21 protein-coding genes are annotated in these 20,435 nt (G+C 38.0%); 12 read left to right on the top strand and 9 right to left on the bottom strand.

Translation table 11 applies throughout. From position 1 onward, the window contains the following. Positions 1–138: 138 nt before the first annotated feature. The 3 genes from ADICYQ_RS12275 to ADICYQ_RS12285 form a co-directional block, all read right to left on the bottom strand. Positions 139–1,155, bottom strand: coding sequence for a zinc-dependent alcohol dehydrogenase (locus ADICYQ_RS12275; protein WP_020890121.1), 1,017 nt, complete (start codon positions 1,153–1,155; stop codon positions 139–141). Positions 1,156–1,307: 152 nt separating this feature from the next. Then, the gene (locus ADICYQ_RS12280; RefSeq protein ID WP_020890122.1) at positions 1,308–2,303 is read right to left on the bottom strand and encodes a sterol desaturase family protein; all 996 of its coding nucleotides are present in this window, start codon (positions 2,301–2,303) and stop codon (positions 1,308–1,310) included. A gap of 172 nt (positions 2,304–2,475) precedes the next feature. After that, complete coding sequence (locus tag ADICYQ_RS12285) at positions 2,476–3,552, bottom strand: amidohydrolase family protein (RefSeq protein WP_020890123.1); 1,077 nt, start codon at positions 3,550–3,552, stop codon at positions 2,476–2,478. A 386-nt stretch (positions 3,553–3,938) separates the two neighbouring features. Between ADICYQ_RS12285 and ADICYQ_RS12290 the strand changes: the two genes are divergently transcribed. After that, positions 3,939–6,638, top strand: coding sequence for a DUF7133 domain-containing protein (locus ADICYQ_RS12290; RefSeq protein WP_020890124.1), 2,700 nt, complete (start codon positions 3,939–3,941; stop codon positions 6,636–6,638). A gap of 434 nt (positions 6,639–7,072) precedes the next feature. On the opposite strand, the gene ADICYQ_RS12300 is transcribed toward ADICYQ_RS12290, so the two are convergent. Together ADICYQ_RS12300 and ADICYQ_RS12305 are read right to left on the bottom strand one after the other, a co-directional pair. Continuing rightward, positions 7,073–8,080 carry a metallophosphoesterase family protein gene (locus tag ADICYQ_RS12300; protein WP_040416005.1) on the bottom strand — a complete coding sequence of 336 codons (1,008 nt, stop codon included), beginning with the start codon at positions 8,078–8,080 and terminating at the stop codon, positions 7,073–7,075. Between the two features lie 45 nt (positions 8,081–8,125). After that, positions 8,126–8,758, bottom strand: a complete 633-nt coding sequence (locus tag ADICYQ_RS12305) for a pyridoxamine 5'-phosphate oxidase family protein (RefSeq protein ID WP_020890127.1) — start codon at positions 8,756–8,758, stop codon at positions 8,126–8,128. A gap of 349 nt (positions 8,759–9,107) precedes the next feature. Between ADICYQ_RS12305 and ADICYQ_RS12310 the strand changes: the two genes are divergently transcribed. The 5 genes from ADICYQ_RS12310 to ADICYQ_RS12325 all read left to right on the top strand — a co-directional run bounded on the left by ADICYQ_RS12310 (position 9,108) and on the right by ADICYQ_RS12325 (position 12,097). Further along, positions 9,108–9,518: a Fur family transcriptional regulator gene (locus ADICYQ_RS12310; RefSeq protein ID WP_040416042.1), complete on the top strand. Its 411-nt coding sequence runs from the start codon at positions 9,108–9,110 to the stop codon at positions 9,516–9,518. A gap of 360 nt (positions 9,519–9,878) precedes the next feature. After that, the gene (locus ADICYQ_RS12315) at positions 9,879–10,478 is read left to right on the top strand and encodes a hypothetical protein (RefSeq protein ID WP_040416008.1); all 600 of its coding nucleotides are present in this window, start codon (positions 9,879–9,881) and stop codon (positions 10,476–10,478) included. Positions 10,479–10,731: 253 nt separating this feature from the next. Further along, positions 10,732–10,887, top strand: a complete 156-nt coding sequence (locus tag ADICYQ_RS28580; RefSeq protein WP_235114600.1) for a hypothetical protein — start codon at positions 10,732–10,734, stop codon at positions 10,885–10,887. 5 nt (positions 10,888–10,892) lie between these two features. Next, positions 10,893–11,108: a hypothetical protein gene (locus ADICYQ_RS12320; RefSeq protein ID WP_235114603.1), complete on the top strand. Its 216-nt coding sequence runs from the start codon at positions 10,893–10,895 to the stop codon at positions 11,106–11,108. A 125-nt stretch (positions 11,109–11,233) separates the two neighbouring features. Then, the gene (locus ADICYQ_RS12325) at positions 11,234–12,097 is read left to right on the top strand and encodes an SDR family NAD(P)-dependent oxidoreductase (protein ID WP_020890133.1); all 864 of its coding nucleotides are present in this window, start codon (positions 11,234–11,236) and stop codon (positions 12,095–12,097) included. Here the strand turns inward: ADICYQ_RS12325 and ADICYQ_RS12330 are convergent. Continuing rightward, on the bottom strand, positions 12,094–12,888 hold the full coding sequence (locus ADICYQ_RS12330) for an SDR family NAD(P)-dependent oxidoreductase (RefSeq protein ID WP_020890134.1): 795 nt from the start codon (positions 12,886–12,888) through the stop codon (positions 12,094–12,096). The two genes, ADICYQ_RS12325 and ADICYQ_RS12330, sit on opposite strands and share 4 nt — an antisense overlap. 119 nt (positions 12,889–13,007) lie before the next feature. On the opposite strand from ADICYQ_RS12330, the gene ADICYQ_RS12335 reads away from it, so the two are divergent. The 5 genes from ADICYQ_RS12335 (at position 13,008) to ADICYQ_RS12355 (ending at position 16,938) form a co-directional block, all read left to right on the top strand. After that, complete coding sequence (locus ADICYQ_RS12335; protein ID WP_020890135.1) at positions 13,008–13,484, top strand: YehS family protein; 477 nt, start codon at positions 13,008–13,010, stop codon at positions 13,482–13,484. Next, a complete protein-coding gene (locus ADICYQ_RS12340) occupies positions 13,481–14,317 on the top strand; it encodes a polysaccharide deacetylase family protein (RefSeq protein ID WP_081652343.1) in 837 nt (278 codons plus the stop codon). Before ADICYQ_RS12335 ends, ADICYQ_RS12340 begins: the two co-directional genes overlap by 4 nt. A 373-nt stretch (positions 14,318–14,690) precedes the next feature. Next, positions 14,691–15,716, top strand: a complete 1,026-nt coding sequence (locus ADICYQ_RS12345; RefSeq protein ID WP_020890137.1) for a sugar kinase — start codon at positions 14,691–14,693, stop codon at positions 15,714–15,716. A gap of 20 nt (positions 15,717–15,736) precedes the next feature. After that, on the top strand, positions 15,737–16,189 hold the full coding sequence (locus tag ADICYQ_RS12350; protein ID WP_020890138.1) for a NanQ anomerase/TabA/YiaL family protein: 453 nt from the start codon (positions 15,737–15,739) through the stop codon (positions 16,187–16,189). A gap of 86 nt (positions 16,190–16,275) precedes the next feature. Continuing rightward, positions 16,276–16,938 carry a bifunctional 4-hydroxy-2-oxoglutarate aldolase/2-dehydro-3-deoxy-phosphogluconate aldolase gene (locus ADICYQ_RS12355; protein WP_020890139.1) on the top strand — a complete coding sequence of 221 codons (663 nt, stop codon included), beginning with the start codon at positions 16,276–16,278 and terminating at the stop codon, positions 16,936–16,938. A 169-nt stretch (positions 16,939–17,107) separates the two neighbouring features. Here ADICYQ_RS12355 and ADICYQ_RS12360 read toward each other — a convergent pair whose 3' ends face one another. The 3 genes from ADICYQ_RS12360 to ADICYQ_RS12375 all read right to left on the bottom strand — a co-directional run bounded on the left by ADICYQ_RS12360 (position 17,108) and on the right by ADICYQ_RS12375 (position 19,310). After that, complete coding sequence (locus ADICYQ_RS12360) at positions 17,108–17,521, bottom strand: nuclear transport factor 2 family protein (RefSeq protein ID WP_020890140.1); 414 nt, start codon at positions 17,519–17,521, stop codon at positions 17,108–17,110. 244 nt (positions 17,522–17,765) lie between these two features. Beyond that, entirely contained in the window at positions 17,766–18,164 is a 399-nt protein-coding gene (locus ADICYQ_RS12365; RefSeq protein ID WP_020890141.1) for a hypothetical protein, read from the bottom strand. Between the two features lie 786 nt (positions 18,165–18,950). After that, the gene (locus ADICYQ_RS12375; protein WP_020890143.1) at positions 18,951–19,310 is read right to left on the bottom strand and encodes a hypothetical protein; all 360 of its coding nucleotides are present in this window, start codon (positions 19,308–19,310) and stop codon (positions 18,951–18,953) included. Positions 19,311–19,724: 414 nt separating this feature from the next. On the opposite strand from ADICYQ_RS12375, the gene ADICYQ_RS12380 reads away from it, so the two are divergent. Next, complete coding sequence (locus ADICYQ_RS12380; protein WP_020890144.1) at positions 19,725–20,435, top strand: class I SAM-dependent methyltransferase; 711 nt, start codon at positions 19,725–19,727, stop codon at positions 20,433–20,435.

Raw genomic sequence — 20,435 nt, forward strand, 5'->3', positions numbered from 1 at the left:
GAGGTCAAATGAAATAATCCACGACCACAATAATAAATAACGTTGTGATTTTGTCCATGGATTAATAACCAGGGCTACCAATTAAATCCATGCTATTTGAGCAAGATAGATGGCAGAACGTGTTGGAATTATTTCCTTTTATAGCTGGCAATCCATTAATACTTTCAAGCCTGAAGGATTTTTATCTATGGACTCAAAAACCTGCTGAACATTACTCAAAGGCTGCACATCGGTAATCATTTTTTCAAAAGGTAGCTCATTAGCTGTGATCAGTGCAATGGCTTTCTCATAATCCTCCTTTTCATACACCCTTGCCCCTATAAGCTTCAATTCCTTCCAAAAGAACTTGAAAAGGTCTACCGGTTTCTTTTCCCCATGGATGGCAACCATTACTATTCTACCTCGAATTCCTGCCAGTTCGGTCATTATATCCAGGGCAGGCTGTACTCCTGCTACTTCAAAGACCACATCCGCCAGTCTACCTTCTGTTTGCTCCCGCACCAATTCAACGATATCCGTTTTTGTTGGATTAACTGCCTGTAGGCCAAACTCAGCTGCTTTTTTAATTCTGGTCTCATTGACCTCAGAGATAATCACATTGGCGCCGGCATTCTTAGCGACCAAAGCCACCAATAAACCTATTGGCCCACCACCTAGTACTACGGCTGTTTCTCCGGGTACCAAACCACTTAATTTCACATCATGTACTGCTACTGACAATGGTTCTATCAAAGCCGCCAATTTCAAGTCTGTTTCAGGCTTTAATTTGTGTAGAACAAAAGCCGGAACATTCCAATATTGCTGCATGGATCCCGGACTGTCAATGCCTATAAATTTTAGTCCTGCACAGATATGATTGTATCCTTTGTCAGATGGTTTTACTAACCTGTCATCCAAAGGCCTAACTACTACTTTTTCACCAATTGAATAACCACTTACATTTTCTCCAATCGCATCAATGGTTCCTGACATTTCATGACCAATGGTTTGGGGTATAGCTACCCGTTTGTCCATCATGCCATGGTATATGTGTACATCTGTCCCACAAACACCCGTATAGGCAACTTTAATACGGACTTCATCATCCTTGGGTGTTTCTATGTTTTTATCAATGACAGAAAAAGAGCTGTTTCCATTATATACTGTTGCTTTCAAAATTGTGTTGGTTTAAGTTATGATTAGGTTTTTAAATCTGAGATTAAATTTTCCTCAATAGTTTCTATTCGTAGATGAAATGCAGTAAAACACAAGGACAAAATTAAAAAGGATTTCATGAGGCTAACACTACCCTACATTTCATCATAAAATTACTTTTTCAATTCATTATTTTCGATAAATTCTTTCCTTAGTTGTCTTGCTGTTTGGTACTCGCCAGAATGGTGCCAACCTGGTGGTTTGTAGATGTACATTAACTTATTCTTTAAACCTGGTGCATTGACTACATCCTTGTAAAGGGCTACAAACTCTCCAAAGTAAACGTCCATAAAATTTCCGGAATCCATTTTTCGGGTAATCCCATATTCTATTTCAATTTTATCGTCCTCATCCTGAAAAGTGCCAAATATTTTGTCCCAGATAAGCAATAGATTACAGAAATTCGTATCCATGTATAAGGGATTTTTGGCATGGTGGACCCTATGGTGAGAAGGCGTAAGTATAATCTTATTGAGAAAACCCATTCTCCCGTCCTTCATCAAATTTTCACCTACATGAATAAAAGCACCATAAGTACCATCTATTAACATAATGGCAAACAACATTTCAGGAGGAACTCCCATTAGTATACACACCGCGGTACGTATGGTATCAGCATAAGGGGCTTCTAGAAAGAAATGCGCATAAGTAACAGAAAGATTCATGTCCTCAGGTGCATGGTGCGTAGCATGCAGACACCAAAACAAACGAACTTTATGCCCCCAATAATGGTACAGGAAATGCGCAAACTCCCATACTATATAGCCATAAATAAACCAGTACCAGGTAAGTTCCGCATGGAAAAGTGCATAAGGCTCTAACAATCCTATAAGTAAAACAACCATGGCGATTGCGATAAATCTGCCAACAATACGGTTGAATACATAGATCAAGAAATTGACCTTATAAACTTTTGTTTGGGGCTTTTTATAAATCAAACTTAAACCAAGTTCTAATAAAACCAGCAGCGGAATGATTGGAAAAATTAAAGATGTAATACCATCATAGGTCTTGAATGCTGCATAATCACCAGCACTTAAGATCTCCATCAATCGGTCAATGCCTAAAAATCCGGTTATTTCACTGAATAAATTGTTTAAAAACTCCATTTGTAATAATAAGAAATTTGGGTTTATTGGTTTATGACTGGCCTTAGAATTATACTTAATAGGTCAGGCCATTTTCCTATTTGGGTTATAATTTCTGTTAAACTTAGTTGATTTAATAAAATTCAAGAAATTGATTTGATTCAAAACAGCTTTTACTGGCGCCCATAAATTTTTAAGGGTTCAAGGCAAACCAGGTATTGGCATTTTTATAGAAAATCTTATCCACAACTTCCTTTGGCAATTTAATCCCCTGAAAGGAGGAATTGATCAAATCACTCTCCATCTCATTGTCTGTAACAAAGTATTCCCAATCTCTTTTCCATGCAGCCTCCATATTGGCCTCCAGTTCTTCCTTGGTCATGTTGTCATTGTCTGCCAAATCTGTGGCATATAAAATCCTGTCTTGATATTTAATAAAGAAGTCCCTGACCTTTTCTCTATTCTCAACCGTTTGGTAATAAACCTGCCCCATTCTGGCGGCAAGCCCTATTGCCATATTTGGATACTTCTCAAACCTTTTGGCCAATTCGTCTACGCTGTATTCCAAACTCCCCATATGGGCACCTAGAAATCTAAGGTCAGGATGTTTTTCTAACATTCTATCACGGCTAGCGACAATATCCTCATGAGAAGGCATCTCAGGATGCTGATACATATGGTATTCTGGATGCTTTTTAAAATAACTTCTATCATTATTGGTAGTCATTTCGTCCAATGGCAACCAACAATTTTTAGGTTCTCCAAGATGTCCCATTAAGGTTTTGCCCCTCTTCTGAATATGATCGATAATAGGGTCAAACTTGACATCATCAATGGCAATTAAATTACCTGCAGTATCTCTTGATACCATGCCTATATTTTTCCAAACCTTCACTCCCACTGCTCCTTCATCAAAACAGCTGTCTAACCAGGAAATTACTTTTTCTTCCCAAGCAGGATCATCAAAATCTGATACAGCGAACGAGGTTACCAAATCAACAGTTTCAGGGTTTTGTGCTTGTTGTTTCTTTCCATAATTGTACTTGATATAAACATCGTCCCATCCCTTATTTATTTCCAAGGCAACATTCACCAAATGAAAATTGTCAGCCTTGGCCTTTTCCACGAAATATGGCCTGTCGGACATTATATGAATGTGAACATCTGTCTTTTTGACCTTAGCATAATCATCAAGGTTGTAATAGGCATTTTCTTCGGAACAGGAGGTTAAAAAGAATAAGGCAAGAATAATATTGAGGTGTTTTTTCATGGAAAATAAAATTGAGACAAGAAAGGTTGATTGTTTGGTGGTGAAACAAGAAGCATTAAATACATAACCCGCTATTTGATATTCTAATAGCATTTGATTGGAGTATTAAAGTGTCCCTATTATAAAACAAATGATTTAAGAAGGGCTGATTTTACTAATGCAATACTCTATTTTTAGGCGAAAAACAGATTTCGTCATAATTTAAAGGAAATTATTACTAGTAAGAATAAAACCATAAAAAATTATTTTTTAATCTTCCGATATTTTAAAAAATATAGTATACTTTGTCGCTTTAAATTTAATACCGTCCAAAGGTATTAATTTATAATACCAAATCACCGTAACCTATACACCTTGTCTTTACAGGTGTAGTAAATCAAAATTTGATGCATTCGTCAGTAAAACCACTCCTTAGTCTAGGTGTTTCCTTCCTTCTTCTATTCAGTTGCACCCAAGAAAAGTCTTATACAGATATTTCACCTGTAGAGCGACTCGACCCAAAAAGAACGGAAGCTCCCTTTCCTGAAGTTCCGATTCCTGAATCAGCAGACCTAACTTCGCCAAGATGGAAAGGCATTGACCTAAGCCCATTGGCCCCATTGGTTCCATTGTCTGCCAATGAAGAACAAAAGACTTTCGTTCTTCAACCCGGGTATTCTATGACGCCAATTCTGACAGAGCCACAAATCAAAGAGCCAGCGGCCATCCAATTTGATGGGAATGGCAGAATGTATGTACTTGAATTAAGAAGCTACATGCAAGACATTGATGCGGTTGGTGAATTATTGCCTACAAGCCGTATTTCCAGATGGGAAGACAAAGACAATGATGGTATTTATGAAGAGGGAGTTGTCTTTTTAGACAGCTTGGTCTTTCCAAGATTTGTTGTTCCATTTGGACCAGGCACTATTCTGTCAATGGAATCTAACGAAGACGAAGTTTACAAATACACCGATACCGACAATGATGGGAAAGCGGATAAAAAAGAATTGTTTGCTACTGGATTGGGTAGATCCGGTAATGTAGAACACCAAACCAGCTTCCTGACCTGGGCCATGGACAATTGGATGTACAGTACCTATAACTCCAAACGAATTCGATGGACACCTGATGGCGTTATTCAGGAACCAACGGGCAATCCTTATGGCCAATGGGGAGTGACTCAGGACAATTATGGGCAGGTTTGGTTTCAGGATGGTGCAGGCGGAGTTCCGCGAAACTTTAACTTCCCCATTGTTTATGGAAATTACGACGTAAAGGAGGAGTTCCAAAAAGATTTTAGACTTCCTTTCAGTTTGGTTAGGTTAGCAGATTTTGAACCTGGCATGAGGGAAACGAAACCCGATGGCTCACTGAATAATGTTACCGGTGCTGCTGGAAGTGATGTCTTTAGAGGAGACAGACTGCCAAAAGAACTGGTCAACCAGTATTTCTATGGAGAGCCAGTTGGTAGGATCGTTCGACAGGTTTATTCTGATAAAAAGGAAGGAATTACCTCTATTCAAAATCAATATTTAGACATAGAATCAGAGTTTATCCAATCTACAGATCCATTTTTCAGACCAACAGATATGGCTACCGCTCCTGATGGCACCTTGTATATCGTAGACATGTACCGTGGGATTATCCAGGAAGGAAACTGGACCCAAGACGGAAGTTATTTGCGTACAAAAATTCTTCAGTACCAAATGGACGATGTCATAGAAAACGGAAGGATTTGGCGGGTAAGTTATGAAGGCATGTCTAGAGACAAAAACAAGCCTAAAATGTTTGAAGAAAGTGCTGCTGAACTTGTCAAGCACCTGGAACATCCCAACGGATGGTGGAGAGACAAAGCCCAACAACTCTTAATTCTTAGAAAAGACCAATCTGTGGCTGCTGATTTAATAAAAATGGCCAAAAGTTCTACCAATGAACTGGCTAGAATCCATGCCTTATGGACCTTAGAAGGATTGGGCTTACTTAAAAAAGACCTTGTACTGTCCTTCTTTGCAGATAAAAGTGTAAATATCAGGATTCAAGGACTACGAGCCAGCGAAACCTTGTACAAATATGGAGAGAAAAGCCTTGAGAAGTCTTACTTAGAAATGACGCTGGATGCTGAACCTTCAGTAGTCATTCAAGCGCTACAAAGTGCTTATGTATTGAAAATTACTGGTTTTGAAGAAATGCTTAAAAAAGCCAATCAGTCCAATCAAGCTAAAGGGGTTCAATTGGTTACCAAGCAGCTATTGGAAAATATAGCTGAAGCAAAAAAGCTGGCCGAAACCAAGTATTCCCAAGCTGACCTTGTGTTATATAATCAAGGGAAAACCATTTTTGACAGTTACTGTGCAACCTGTCATGGGGTAAAAGGGCTTGGAACACCTACTGGTGCTGCTGGAGGTCAATTAATTGCACCAGCATTCTCTGGTTCGCCACGAATTCAAGGTCATCCTGAGTACATCGTCAAGACACTTCTCCATGGGCTAACCGGAGCAATTGAAGGAAAGGAATACGAAGGGGTAATGATTGCCATGAATAGCAATGATGACCAATATATCGCTTCTGTAGCCTCTTATATTAGAAATGAATTCGGGAATTCAGGAAGCTTTGTAAGTCCAGAATATGTAGCAAAAATCCGTAAAGAAACCGAGAAAAAGGATGGAAATTACCAATACGATGCGTTGGTAGCTGAAGTTCCAAAAGCACTTGCCCCTCAAGACAATTGGAAGGTAACTGCGAGCAGTACTTCCTTACAAGGTGTAGGCTCTACAAGAGATCCCTCTTATGTCTTTGGTTTTAAAGGTTGGAAAACCGATGGAAACTTAAAAAATGGCAGTTGGTTTCAAATAGAATTGCCAAAGGCTGCTGCCCTTACCGAATTGGCTTTTGAATCTGGAGAAGAGATGAAATCTGGGCAATACAAAGTTATGGTGTCTTTAGATGGTAAACAATGGATTGAAGTGGCTCAGGCTAAAGGAAATCAAGGGAGCAACACCATCAATTGGGACAATAATTCAAAAGCCAAATTTCTAAAAATTGAAAGCTTAGAAGAAGGCGACAAACCCTGGAACATGCGGAAATTAAATATCTACGCCAGGTAAATAAAACAATGGTGACAAATCAGTGCTAAAAGAGCCTTGATTTGTCACCATTTATTTAAATTAAAAACGATTGTCATTTTTTTAGGGGCCGTTGAACACAGATGCTACGTCCTCAGCAGAAAGTAACTTTTTGAATCTTGGGATTTTGTCAGCATTGTTGCAGAAAAAAAGCAACAATACCCCCAAAATCGTGTCGTGCTCATTTTTTTCACCAAGTGCTGACACCCTTGTTTATGCTATTTCGCCCGCTTGGGGCTCGGATATTCGAAATAATCAAACTTCCATTAATTCAGGAGAATTTCTGTATTGAATAAAGGAGTTAGACGGAATTATGAAATAGGATTTCCGGACTTTTATCAGCCTCAAAAGATCATTATACAGGGGAAGCGTTTCCATCACATAATAGAAAACCTATTGTCTCTCTCATGTTAAAATTAAAACTTGACTTTATAGTCCGATATTTCTGCTGAAGAGACACTCCCATACTGGGCTTCCTGCATTCCTAAGTCATAGGGGGAAGGCTTCATCCATTGACTCCTAACACCTTCGACCATAAGCGTTCCTGCTGGATCAATGGTGACAAATGCATAAAGAGGATGCTGATAGGCTGCAATATGTGGTAAGTTTGGGTACTTTTCGTATTGCTCCTTTGGGAACCTATCCAAACTGCTATACTTCTCTCCCATCCATTGGTAAGACATGCTGTTGATTTCTATATAATCAATTCCATTCAGGTGGCGATGAAAATCAATGTGATTGTGACCATTAAAACAGCAAATGACTTTGTCTGCCTCAGCTTCCATTATCTCCTGAATCCGCAACCTATTTTTCACGCCCCATTGATGATGCCAAAGGCTTTGGTGAGAAAGTACAATTGTAGGTAGTTTTGTGGCAGCAAGGTCTGCTTTAAACCATTCGATCTGCTCATTGTCAATATAAGTGCGCAGGGAATCTTCTACATAAAAGTTGGCTTTGTTATAATCAATGAATTTCCCATCCTGATACAGGAAATTAGCATCCAGCGTTATAAAATGGATTCCTTTCAAGTCATAGGAATAATAAGTCTTTGGCATGCCCCAGAAATCCAGCATTTCCTGCTTTGAATTCCGGTCCATGTCATGATTGCCGAGGACATGGTATTTTGGACCTTTGAAGGTTTCCCAGATGCCCATAAACCCCTTGTTTTTATTTTCCCCCATACAGAAATCACCCAATTGTATCAGCATGTCCACCTCTCTTGAGATGGCCTTGTCTATAAATTCTTCCAGCCGTTGATCAGCATCCGGGATCAAATCTTTGTGTACATCAGCCACTAGTCCAAAACGCAATGTTTGAGCATTCTTACCATTTGCAGCATTGGCTTTAAAGGACAGAGAAGTTAAGGGCAGTGAGGCAAGCATAGTACCCGCTCCCATTTGGTTTAAAAATTTTCTACGCTTCATTCAATAAATATCAGATTCCTACAAAAGACAAACACTAGTGAAAGGTTAATACAACCGCGTTAAATAGCTCTCCTTAAGTACTGTTTCAATTTCTTCGGATGAAAAATTCTCAGAGTTTATATGATCTGCCAATACTTTGGCAATTGATGGAAGCTCCTCTTTTTCCAGCCAGGTTTCAGGTTGCCACAATTTGGATCTTAAAAAGGCTTTTGCACAATGAATAAAACATTCCTCAACTTCCACGACGATACCTACCTCAGGAAACTTGCCATTGATCTGATGTTTTTCCAGTAATTCCTTGTCACGGGTAAGCAAGGCCTTTCCATTGATTCTTAAGGTTTCCTTGAGTCCGGGAATAATGAAAATAAGGCCGATTTGAGGATTTGAGAGAATGTTTACCAATGAATCGCATCTCTTATTCCCAGGCCTTTCAGGAATGATCAGGTATCGCTCATCAAGGATGGCTACGAAACCTGCCGGATCGCCCCTTGGTGACACATCACATTTTCCCTCTTCATTAGAAGTGCTTAATAAAAGCATAGGGGATTTGGCAATGTAATCTCTGCAATGCGCATCTATAAAATTGATCGCTTTTTTCTGTACCATTTCCTTCGGGTAACCAAGGATTTCCCTCAATTCCTCGACAGTACTTATCTGATCTTTAAATTCAACCTTCATGGATTAATTGTTTACTTTTAATACAATATATGGCTTTTCTCGTGGAAGCTTCAATTGCTGTCTCCTTTAAATTCCCCTAACCTATTTAAACCTTAATGTGGTTCCTACAAAGACTTTGAGATCATTAAATTAATCAATAATCCCTAATAATTAGATACAGAAATATAGGATTGGTAACCAGGCGCCCTTTGGGGGAAGTATTTTGATATGGAATTTGAATTGCCATTGCATAATTCAGATTAAAAGTTGATTATTGCCAGCACCTCAGCTGGAACCAATTAACTTAATTTTAACTTTTAATCAGTAGAAGATGATTGGTCCATTTGAGTCAAAAAAATCAAAAGGAAATATGGGAAATGAATTGGAGGTAAAACTTGAAGAAAAAAGCATAAAACCGACTACCATGAGGTTATTGGTTTTAAGAAAATTGGTAGAGTCCAATGTAGCGGTGAGTCTTAATGACCTTGAAAGCAAGTTTGACCGGGCAGACAAAGCCACCTTGTACCGTACTCTTAAAACCTTTGAAAAGAAGAAATTAATCCACAGCATTGAAGATGGGACAGGTGCTGTAAAGTATGCTTTGTGTGAAGAAGGCTGTGCCTGTGAACCTAAAGATCAACACATCCATTTTCATTGTATAAAATGCAATGAAACTTTCTGTCTCACCCAATCTAAGATCCCTCAGGCAAACATTCCAGGTGGTTTTAAAGCTTTAAGTATAAGCATGGTTTATCAAGGGATTTGTGGCAATTGCTCCTGACAAATAAAAATAAAAAAAGCCAACTATACTTCATTTTTTAAAGCCATTCAATTTTAACTAAGTTTTTTCATTTGACTATATTAAACTTTGAATTCTTTTAGTTCTTCAATTGGATCAGATTGCCTGAAAGTTTAGGAATTTCCAAAGGAAGCAATCATAGGAGGTCAAAAAGCGATATTTCAACCCTTCTGTATAAATCAAAAAACTTAAATTTCTAATGGGACTGATTTAAAATATCACCCTCTTAAGACTAAAGTTTTAAAACTAGAACAATTATTTTTTATTTCCGGCTAAAAAAATTGAAAATTAAATCTTTAATATTGGGCTTTGTTAAACTATTTTTAATAAAGAACATTTATTATGCGTTTCAAAAATACAATTATTGGAATGCCATTTTTGGCAATTATACTTATTTCAAGCCTCAACCTATCCTGTATTTCAGATGATAATGAACCTGAAGAAGGAGTTTGTGGGGAAAATGATAATTTCCCTTATATGAAAGAAGGAAATCAATGGACTTACCAACTGGAATCATTTTTCATGGCTGATGCTGAGATGATTGTAACAATAGCTGAACCTTTGGAGCCGGGAATGTTTAAAGTATCGATTAATTCAGACCTCATCTCTGAACCAATAGAAAATATATGGTATTCCTGTGGAGATAATATTTCCCAAATGAATTCCGCTACTGATGACCCTTTAAATAATATTTTCAGGAAAAATGACCCTGCCATAGGCACCATCTGGGAAGGCAATAACAACAATGATGTTGGAAGGTATGAAGTCATTGATAAAAATGTGAATGTCACTACTGATGCAGGTTCTTTTGTTTGCGATAAAATTATTTTTCACATCGAAGATGCGATTAACGTTGATACCATTTATGAATCATCATCCTATGGAACTATCAAGTACGATGGGCTCTTTTTAAATTATGAATTATCCCAAAAGAATTTTTAGCAAATGCTATTTAATACACTTAATGGAATTGCATCAAAAAATTAGTTGGCAATTACCCCATCGATTGTTTATTGTTTACTATGAATAAAATCAACATTAGGCTTACAGGTTTCTTCCCGATAGGCTTCTCTAGAATCATGCAAGACCAATTTCCACATTATTTTATTCGTATTTCACTGTATTTAACTAAATTGGCTAACATGAACAAATTCCGAATAAACCAAAAAATGGAGATCTTAAGTAGCAAATCAATATGGGGCTTTTCCCTGCTTATCTTGTTTCTGATGATACCTGGTTTCAGTCAGGGACAAACCGAAACCCTTTCTACCCCTTCAGACAGCATTATGATTACCATCATGATGAAACATCATCAGGACAAGAATATCGAAGAGTTGACGGAGATCCGTAACAAAAATGGATTTTTTAGAGAATTTCCCTCCTCCTTCTGCTCGCGTAATCAATTGGTACGTGATGATGGGCATTGGTCAGGTGGTTACTTTAAAAATACCTGCTAGCGAGTTAAGAAATCTCAATGTTGCTGTAGAAAAAAGTGTCTGGGGAGCCTTCTCTACTGAGTTCTACCCTACCTATGACCTTCATCCGGTAATTATAGAAGCGAAGAAAAATTAAAAGAGGGTCAATGAAGTTAAACTTTATTTAAATGGTAATAAATAACTGAATATAAATGCTTTGTATTTCATTTGGCATAAATTTATTCTACAATAAAATTTAACTCAAGCCTAACTTAAACCAAAATGACCAATAGAAATTGCCTTATAACCGGAGCCAATTCAGGAATAGGATTTGAAACCGCCAAAGCCCTTTGTGCAAAAGGTTATAAAGTAATTCTTGTATGTAGGACAAAGGAAAAAGCCAACTCGGCAATGTCTAAAATAAAGCAGGAATATCCGAAAGCCAACCTAGACTATGCCATAGCTGATTTAAGTTCCCAAAAGGAAATAAGAAGCATGGCCAAAGAAGTTGCTGCCAAATACCAGGTGATTGATGTTTTGATTAACAATGCAGGAAGCTGGTATTCGGATATGGTGTTGACCGAAGATGGAATAGAGCGACAGTGGGCAATCAATCACCTCGCCCCTTTTTTATTGACCCATTTAATATTGCCTTTACTCCTACGGTCAGAAGATCCACGAATTATAACGGTCAGCTCGGATTCCCATTTTCATGGCAAAATTCATTTTGAAGATGTCAACCTGACCAATAATTACCATGGCCTGCGGGCTTATGCCCAATCTAAGTTGGCCAATGTATTGTTCACTCGAGCATTTGATCAATTAAACCCTGATAAAAAACTGAGCATCAATGCCGTTCAGCCTGGCTTGGTAAAAACAGATATAGGCTTGAAACATACCTTTTCCTTTCATGGTTTGATGTGGAAACTAAGAAGACTAACAGGAAAAACGCCTGCCGAAGGTGCGGCTACATCCATTTTCTTGGCTTCCGATGAAATGATAAAAGGCCAATCGGGACAATATTGGGACAAATGCAAGCCCAAAGCAGTTTCAAAAAAAGCAGCTTCTATAACTGATGCTGACAGGCTTTGGGCATTAAGTTGTAAGCAATGTGGAATAAGCGATTACTTTGAGAATATAAGTTAATGCGTATTGTATACGCGAAACAAGCGCTCCAATAACCGCATCTTAGTGGCAGTAGGAAAAAGACGGGACAGTTTGACTAATACCCAATTGATTTTGCCAGGAATGATTATGGTTTTGCCCTTCAATAAACATTTTAGACCTATCTCAGCCACCTCATCTGGCATCAATACTACTAATTTTGCCCGACTTCCATGGGCCTTCATACGCTCTAAGCCTTCTGCATTCGTCACAACCGGACCAGGACAGACCACCGAGACACAAACCGGGCCTCGTTTAAGCTCTTCCCTTAACGCAAGACTAAAAGCATAAACAAAGTTTTTAGATCCAGTATAGACCGCTTTGTAAGGCAAAGGCAAATTGGCTTCCATACTGCTCATGTTTAAAATATAGGCTTTGTCCTGTTTTTGGAGCAGCGGTAAAAAATAATGGCACATTCTGACCAGGACCTTGTTGTTCAAATCAATGACCTTCAGCTGTTTTTCCAAGCCTATATTTTCAAACCTACCTCCTGTTCCAATGCCTGCATTATTGATCAGTACATCGATTGTCAGGTCCATTTCTATGCAGAAATCATACAAGCGTTTAACCGCATCCTCTTCTGTCAAGTCAATGGTGAAAACAAGCACTTTTACCTCCCATGTCGCTAAAATCTCCTTTTGAACGGCTGCTAACTCTCCATCTGGCAAGGCCACCAAAACAAGGTTCATTCCCCTTGCTGCGCAAGCATTGGAAAAAGCTTTGCCTATTCCCATACTGGCTCCGGTGATCAATGTGAAATTTTCTCCATTCATAGGCTTAAGTTAAAAAAACCTGACAAATAAACCTTCTTATTCGGTTTTTCTAAATAAAAACGTTTTTAGTCTCTAAAACTTTAAATCTTTTTCAAAGTCATTGTTTACCTTTATGGTCTATGCAAAACAATGATGTTATTAGAAGTTTAAGATATACTTTTGATTTTGGGGATGACCAAATGATTAAAATTTTTGGTCTCGCTGATTTAGAAGTGACCCGTACAGAAGTTAGCGCTTGGCTCAAAAGAGATGATGATCCGGATGCTTTACCCATCAATGACTTTAAATTGGCCGTGTTTTTAAACGGGCTGATCAATTATAAAAGAGGTAAGAAAGAAGGTGCACAGCCTATTCCTGAAAGCAGACTGACCAATAATCAAATTATTCGCAAGATAAAAATTGCCTTTGAACTTCAGAATGAAGATGTTATGGAGATTTTGGCCTCTGCAGGCAGAGAAATGAGCAAGCATGAAATTAGCGCATTTTTCAGAAAGCCTGAACAAGCCCAATACAGGCTATGTAGGGACCAGGTTTTGAGAAACTTTTTGCAAGGCATGCAACTAAGGTATAGAGCTTCTCAGGAAAACAAAAAATGAGTAGGATTCAATTCAGCTCTGTTTTATCGGCAAAAGTATTTCCTTATTTAAAGGTTTGCACTTTGATGCTCTTTTTGCTGATTCATTTGCCAGTAAACGGGCAAATACTAAAGAAACCTATTCCAGATAAAACAGTTGTTTTGACTTTTGACGATGGTGTCGCCAGCCATTATTCAAATGTTGCCCCCTTATTAAAGGAGAGAGGATTTGGCGCTACCTTTTTCGTCTGTGAGTTTCCTCCTAACTTTTCGGACAGTACCAAGTACATGAACTGGCGACAAATGCAGCAGTTGGACAGAATGGGTTTTGAAGTGGCCAACCATACGCACAATCATGCTGCTGTAGGAAAGTTATCTGAAGAAGAGGTTATAAAGGAGATAAACTATATAGAAGCTAAATGTGATTCCTTAGGAATTAAACGGATGATAAGTTTTGCTTATCCGGGCTACTCAATGAGTGAGATCGTCCTAGAGGCTTTGGACAAAAAAGATTACTTATTGGCTCGGGCGGGAGGTAAAAGAACCTACAAGCCCTTAGAAGATCACCCTTATCTTATCCCAAGTTGGGCGACTGATTCAAAAAATGAAGCGGAAACGATGGAAGCCTTGGCACAGGCAAAGGATGGGCAAATTGTTGTTTTAACGATTCATGGTGTGCCTGATTTGGAACATCCTTGGGTTAACACGCCTCCAGAGATGTTCCTGAGGTACCTGGATTTTTTGAGTAAAAATGAATACCAGGTCTTGTCCTTTGAGCAATTGGCTGAGTACATCGATTTCAGAAAAGCACGTAAGCTACTCAAGGTAAACTTTGACAAACCATTAAGAAACTAGCCTCTAAAGCTCAATTTTCCATTGAGAAATTGAACATGACCTAGACTTAATATTGGTTCACTTATTGGTTAATCCTACAAATAGGCTTATTTCCCTTCCCTTTCGGTAGGTAATTGCAGGTCTGATTCATTTTTCTAATAAGAAGATTTTGGGATATTGGATTAACACTCATTCCTTGCATTAAATGCTATAAATTTATGTAATTGATAGCGAATTAGATCCTTTGTAGCGCAATGAATATATTTGGTTTTTAGAAAATTAAGCAGTAATCTTGTCTTGAAAAGGGCTTTTTTAGCAATAATGTCATTAAAAAGTCCCTTTAAAGATTTTTAATAAAAGAATTTCAATTAATCATTAAACATATAAAACAATCATGTCCAAAAAAGTAGTTACTCTAGGTGAGGTAATGCTTCGCCTTTCTACCCCTGATTTTAAGCGTTTTGTACAAACTGATACTTTTGACATAACCTATGGTGGCGGTGAAGCGAATGTGGCTGGAGCCCTTTGCAATTATGGGCTGGAAGGCACTTTCGTGACTAAGGTTCCCGACAATCCAATTGGGCAATCAGCCATCAATCACTTGCGCAGGTACGGTGTGGACACACAATATATTGCTAAAGGTGGTAAGAGACTTGGCATATACTTTCTTGAAACAGGAGCATCTATGAGAGCTTCTCAAGTAGTTTATGACAGAGCTGATGCATCCATTTCAGAGGCTGAAATTTCTGACTTTGACTTTGATAAAATATTTGAAGGTGCTGTTTGGTTTCACACTACTGGCATTACTCCAGCATTGAGTGACAAAGCAGCAGCATTGACTGAAGCAGCACTTAAAGCAGCCAAAGCAAAAGGTGTTACCACTAGTATTGACCTTAACTACCGTAAGAAATTATGGAGCAAGGAAAAAGCCAGAGAGGTGATGAGCAGACTTTGCCAGTATGTTGATGTTTGTATCGGTAACGAAGAAGATGCTGAAACAACATTGGGTTTCCACAGTAAGGAAACTGACGTGACCAAAGGTGAGTTGAACCTTGATGGATACAAAGATGTATTCAAACAAATGAAAGAAAAATTCGGATTCAAATACATTGCTTCTACCCTTAGAGAAAGCTACAGTGCTTCTGACAATGGATGGAGTGCATTGGTATATGATGGTAATGAATTTTATCATTCTAAAAAATATGACATTAGAATCGTTGACCGTGTAGGTGGTGGTGATTCATTTGCAAGTGGATTCATTTATGGCTTGATTCAGGAAATGGGTCTTGAAGGTGCTACTGAATTCGCTGTTGCAGCTTCAGCATTGAAACATACTTTCCCTGGTGACATGAACCATGCAACACTTGCAGAGGTAGAAGTACTAATGGGTGGTGATGCTAGTGGTAGAGTTCAACGATAGTAACTGCTAAACGACAAACCATGATACTTGATACATTATCCAATGCCGCAAGATACAATAGCGTGCATCCATTGTTTGAAAAAGCGTTTGCATTCATTGCTTCCAGTAATTTGGATGAAATGGAAGAAGGCAAATATGTCATCGATGGGGATAATTTAATAGCTGCTGTTTTTGAAAAAGGCGCTAAAACCCAAGCCGAATCCAATGAGAAATTTGAGTGCCATGACAAGCACATTGACATTCAAGTTTTAATCAAAGGAAAAGAAAGCATTGGATGGAAACCGAGAGAAAAGTGTACTGAAGTAAAAGGGGCATACAATCCTGAGAAGGATGTGTCTTTTTATGTGGACGAACCAGAAATGTATTTCGGTATGGAGCCAGGACAATTTGTTATCCTGTATCCTGAAGATGTACATTCGCCTATGATTGGCGAGGGTATTATTAAGAAAATGGTTGTTAAAGTTAAAATTTAACGACAAGCACAAAGTTGCTATAAATCAATAACTTATAAAAATTACCCCGGGAATTCTCCGGGGTAATTTACTTTAATCTTATCAAGATGACTAAAAACGAAACCATACTTAAGAAAATAACCGATCAGGCCATTCTTCCCCTTTATTTTGATGCGGATGAAACTGTTAGCCTTGAAGTTTTGAAAGCCCTATATGCGGCAGGTATTCGCCTGGTAGAATACACCAACAGAGGTGAAGCAGCTTTGAACAACTTCACGAAAATGGTTGCGCTAAGGAACAGCGAAATGCCTGATTTGTTGTTGGGTATTGGTACCATTAAAAATGCGCAGATGGCCACAACTTATATTGAGGCAGGAGCTGATTTTATCATTTGCCCAGGACTTGTTGAAGAAGTAGTAGAAGTTGCTGACAAGCACGACATGCTTTGGATTCCTGGATGTATGACTCCTTCTGAGATTATCAGAGCAGAGAACCTAGGCGCTAAAATGATCAAATTGTTCCCAGGTGATATGCTAGGACCCAACTTTATGGCTGGCATCAAATCTTTGTTCCCAAATCTAATCTTTATGCCAACAGGCGGCGTGTCTTTAGACAAGGACAATGTTGAGGCTTGGTTTAAAGCTGGAGTAAGTGCAGTAGGTATGGGCAGTAAATTGGTAAGTAAACAATTGCTTCAAGATAAAAACTACGCTAAAATTCAAGAAATGGCGAAAAAAGCCATCGAGGTAGTCAATGAAGTAAAAGGATAAAAAAACAATAGCGGCCAAGAAATTGGCCGCTATTTTTATGATATTTTTAATGCAATTATTGCTTTCTTGTAAAGGATATTTTTTGACGGATTGAATCAATCAAGTCTATTAAAACACTTAGATTTCGAAAGCCTATACTACTCTGTAGGTTTCATGTTTCGAATGGCACTTATTTTCCACTGTTTCCCCTTTTTATGGTAACAAAAGTGCTCCACATTTTTCGGTCAGTACCATCCTCATTTTTGATGGTGTATCTCGCATCTGCCAATGCTACATCTTCTTTCAAATAACGCACCCTTTCTACTTTCAAAACCCTATCACCAGGATTGCTGGTTGAACTAGCTGCCATGCCTTTAACAGCAGCTTTCATTCCATGCCGCCACTCCCCGCTGGACACCAACTGATCCATGTCTTCCGTAATAATGTATTTGAGCATTACTGTATCGATGCTTTCTCTTGCCTGTGCATAGCTGGCAATCAGATCAATTATGGCTTTTCCATCCTCAAAGCTTTGGGCTTTGATAGAAAAAGAAATACCTGAAAACATCAATACAGATAATACTAAGGTTTTTGCTATGTTCATAAAAGATTGAGTTTGTAATAAAAGTAAGAATTTTTGTAATATTTCCCTATCTTTTTACCACTGATTATTCAATAGTTTGACTATTGAATCCCCAAAACCCCATGAATTTACGGGTTCAACGAAACAGATGTGAAGTGTTATTGCGTTTGAAGGTTAAACAGCCATAAGAAAACCTTTCCGCTGCTAGAAAAGCTTAAGGCGCTTTTATTTTAGAGGTTTAGCTGCCTTAATTTCTTCTTGAATTTCATTTCTTTATACCATCCAATTCAATCGAAAACCCCACACGCACGTTAGTAACGATAGGCATATTAGAGTGGAAATCCTTTGAGAATTCGTTCACTTGCATATTGGAAGAAAAATTCTTTGATAAGTCTATTATGGGCATATTTGATTCTTCTTCAGTTTCGTCAGTCCTAATTTCAGCATTATCGTTTGACTCAACCTTGTCCGTTTCAGTAGTCCTAATGGATGACTCAACTTTGGGTTCTTCAAAATTGAGAAATAATTCCGGGTTAAACTTTTTAATTGATTGGATGTCAATCCTTGAAAAATAATCACTTTGTTCGTAGGGATAACGAAGGGTTTGTCCAAAAGAAGCAGTTGATAAAAAAACAATTCCAAAAATAAATACAATTCTAATCATGACTTTATATTTTAATGAAAGGTCCTATCCTATTTTTATTTACACGTCAAATTAACTATTAAGTTTGGATATATTCTTTTAACCCCATTAAAAAGGGCCACTTATGAATAAATTTAACAATAAATAACGGATGGAAGGACTCTTAAGGCACTCATCCGCCTTGTTCATCATCGTCCCCTTTATGGCTTCTTTGTCGCCAAAAGATTTCCTTCAACAAACAAATTCTCAAATCCAGAAATCACAGTCCAATTACGCTAAAACTGGAGGTTAGGCAGTAGTGACATACATTTACAGACTGTTCGGCTCTCTTGACTTTTCGTTTTTAAGTTTCGTTGTTCTCCCGTTAAATTTTCTTCATACGGCTCTTGTCGTGAGTTCGCAAAAAATGATAAAGTTGTTCAATATTGCTTCGATCTACATGGTCGACCAGTGTTAACTGAGTGTTAGGAAATGTAAGTTTCATCTTCCTGTATCTCACACGATAAAGGTTGGTTTCCTCAGTCCAAGATGTGAGATCGTTCAGGTTATAAGTTCGAGAGCTGAACAATTTTGAGACCTGGAGATGATTTTTGTTTTGTTGAATTTTTGAATAGTTTTGGAGGTTCTTGATAATTAAATATCCACAAAAAGTTGGACAGATAATCATTAAAACTTTCCATGTCCATTCTTGTTCAAGGTTCCATAGAAAATAAACCATCAAAATTGACCCTGTGAAAAACACAATGGATGCTGTTAGGATGACAAAGTATTTCATGGGGCCATTTAGAGCCTAACGAAAGAATAAAACTATTTCTTTATACCCTCCAATTGAACCCCAAATTTCACTGGTATCTTGCCAAACATAGGCATTCTGGAGGGGAAATCTTTGGAGAAATCTTTGACAGGTATATTGGAAGAAAAACCCTTTGAAGAGTCTAAAATGGATACATTTGAATCTTCCTCCAATTTATTATCACTAACATTTGACTCAAGTGCTGGAACTTTATGGCCAAGTGATGTCTCAAACTTAAGGGTGCTATAGCTTAGGTTTTCAAGTACATCCAGGTTACTTTGTATTGAATGGGGAATATGGCGGATAATTAATCCCTGTCCATAAGCTACCGATGAAGATAAAAAGATTCCAAAAACAAATACCATTTTAATCATGACTTTATATTTTAATGAAAGGTCTTATCCTATTTTTATTTACACGTCAAATTAACTATAAAATTTGGATATATTTGTATAATCCCATTAAATAGAGCTACTTATGAATAAATTTAACAATAAATAACACCCAGAAGGGCTTTTACGCCATTCATTCGCTTTGTTCATCATTGTCCCACTTTTCGCTTCTTTGCTGACAATAAACTTCATATATCAAATCGCTTCTGAAGTCCATCTGCTACCCTTTTTTCCTTATGTATCTTCTCATTTTTAAACTCCACTTTCTCCTTCCACATTTCCTTCTATTTCCTTTAGGATCATGACTTTTGGGATACTATTTGCAAAATATCAGAGGCACATTCAGGTATTTATGGTTAAATTAAACAACCAATCAACAATAACGTTGTTAAAACCATGAGACACCTACTAATTGTTCTGTCCTTATTCTCCCTTTACCTATTCGGAGAAGTAACTGCACAAACTGGCAATGACTATTCCCAAAAGGAGCCATCGAGAGATGGAATTGGTAAAGTATACATGGGAAGAGAAATTTCTCATGTCATGGGATTTCATGGCGTGGCATGGCTGGAAAGAGAAAGTCGTTCGGAGGAAGAAAACACGGAACTGACCATTGCCAATCTTCCTATTAATGAGAGCAGCAAAGTGGCAGATGTGGGGGCAGGTTCTGGTTTTTATACTTTTCGCATTGCTGCAAGGGTACCAGCAGGTAAAGTATATGCAGTAGACATTCAGCAAGAGGCCTTAAACTACATTGACAATAAAGCCGCTGAACAAAAAGCAGACAATGTAATAACAGTACTGGGAACAGAAAAAAGCCCTAACCTACCTGAAAACACCTTAGATTTGGTAATTATGGTGGATGTTTACCATGAGTTGGCATTCCCAAAAGAGATGCTTCAAAACATAAAAAAATCCCTAAAACCAACGGGTAAGTTATTGCTTATTGAATACCGTGGAGAGGATCCTAAAGTGGCCATAAAGCCGTTGCATAAAATGACCGTCAAGCAGGTAAAGAAAGAATTGGAAGCGAATGGATTCAAATTGACTACCAATGGCCAATTTTTGAACATCCAGCACTTTCTGGTTTTTGATAAAGAGGAATAA

The organism is Cyclobacterium qasimii M12-11B (assembly GCF_000427295.1).
In the GTDB taxonomy this organism is placed as follows: Bacteria; Bacteroidota; Bacteroidia; order Cytophagales; family Cyclobacteriaceae; genus Cyclobacterium; species Cyclobacterium qasimii.

What these genes read in the sequence shown, in the direction of transcription:
- ADICYQ_RS12280 (WP_020890122.1), bottom strand. Translation starts at nt 2,303, where the DNA reads ATGGAGTTTTTAAACAATTTATTCAGTGAAATAACCGGATTTTTAGGC.
- ADICYQ_RS12285 (WP_020890123.1), bottom strand. Translation starts at nt 3,552, where the DNA reads ATGAAAAAACACCTCAATATTATTCTTGCCTTATTCTTTTTAACCTCC.
- ADICYQ_RS12290 (WP_020890124.1), top strand. Translation starts at nt 3,939, where the DNA reads ATGCATTCGTCAGTAAAACCACTCCTTAGTCTAGGTGTTTCCTTCCTT.
- ADICYQ_RS12300 (WP_040416005.1), bottom strand. Translation starts at nt 8,080, where the DNA reads ATGAAGCGTAGAAAATTTTTAAACCAAATGGGAGCGGGTACTATGCTT.
- ADICYQ_RS12305 (WP_020890127.1), bottom strand. Translation starts at nt 8,758, where the DNA reads ATGAAGGTTGAATTTAAAGATCAGATAAGTACTGTCGAGGAATTGAGG.
- ADICYQ_RS12310 (WP_040416042.1), top strand. Translation starts at nt 9,108, where the DNA reads ATGGGAAATGAATTGGAGGTAAAACTTGAAGAAAAAAGCATAAAACCG.
- ADICYQ_RS12315 (WP_040416008.1), top strand. Translation starts at nt 9,879, where the DNA reads ATGCGTTTCAAAAATACAATTATTGGAATGCCATTTTTGGCAATTATA.
- ADICYQ_RS28580 (WP_235114600.1), top strand. Translation starts at nt 10,732, where the DNA reads ATGGGGCTTTTCCCTGCTTATCTTGTTTCTGATGATACCTGGTTTCAG.
- ADICYQ_RS12320 (WP_235114603.1), top strand. Translation starts at nt 10,893, where the DNA reads ATGGATTTTTTAGAGAATTTCCCTCCTCCTTCTGCTCGCGTAATCAAT.
- ADICYQ_RS12325 (WP_020890133.1), top strand. Translation starts at nt 11,234, where the DNA reads ATGACCAATAGAAATTGCCTTATAACCGGAGCCAATTCAGGAATAGGA.
- ADICYQ_RS12330 (WP_020890134.1), bottom strand. Translation starts at nt 12,888, where the DNA reads ATGAATGGAGAAAATTTCACATTGATCACCGGAGCCAGTATGGGAATA.
- ADICYQ_RS12335 (WP_020890135.1), top strand. Translation starts at nt 13,008, where the DNA reads ATGCAAAACAATGATGTTATTAGAAGTTTAAGATATACTTTTGATTTT.
- ADICYQ_RS12340 (WP_081652343.1), top strand. Translation starts at nt 13,481, where the DNA reads ATGAGTAGGATTCAATTCAGCTCTGTTTTATCGGCAAAAGTATTTCCT.
- ADICYQ_RS12345 (WP_020890137.1), top strand. Translation starts at nt 14,691, where the DNA reads ATGTCCAAAAAAGTAGTTACTCTAGGTGAGGTAATGCTTCGCCTTTCT.
- ADICYQ_RS12350 (WP_020890138.1), top strand. Translation starts at nt 15,737, where the DNA reads ATGATACTTGATACATTATCCAATGCCGCAAGATACAATAGCGTGCAT.
- ADICYQ_RS12355 (WP_020890139.1), top strand. Translation starts at nt 16,276, where the DNA reads ATGACTAAAAACGAAACCATACTTAAGAAAATAACCGATCAGGCCATT.
- ADICYQ_RS12360 (WP_020890140.1), bottom strand. Translation starts at nt 17,521, where the DNA reads ATGAACATAGCAAAAACCTTAGTATTATCTGTATTGATGTTTTCAGGT.
- ADICYQ_RS12365 (WP_020890141.1), bottom strand. Translation starts at nt 18,164, where the DNA reads ATGATTAGAATTGTATTTATTTTTGGAATTGTTTTTTTATCAACTGCT.
- ADICYQ_RS12375 (WP_020890143.1), bottom strand. Translation starts at nt 19,310, where the DNA reads ATGATTAAAATGGTATTTGTTTTTGGAATCTTTTTATCTTCATCGGTA.
- ADICYQ_RS12380 (WP_020890144.1), top strand. Translation starts at nt 19,725, where the DNA reads ATGAGACACCTACTAATTGTTCTGTCCTTATTCTCCCTTTACCTATTC.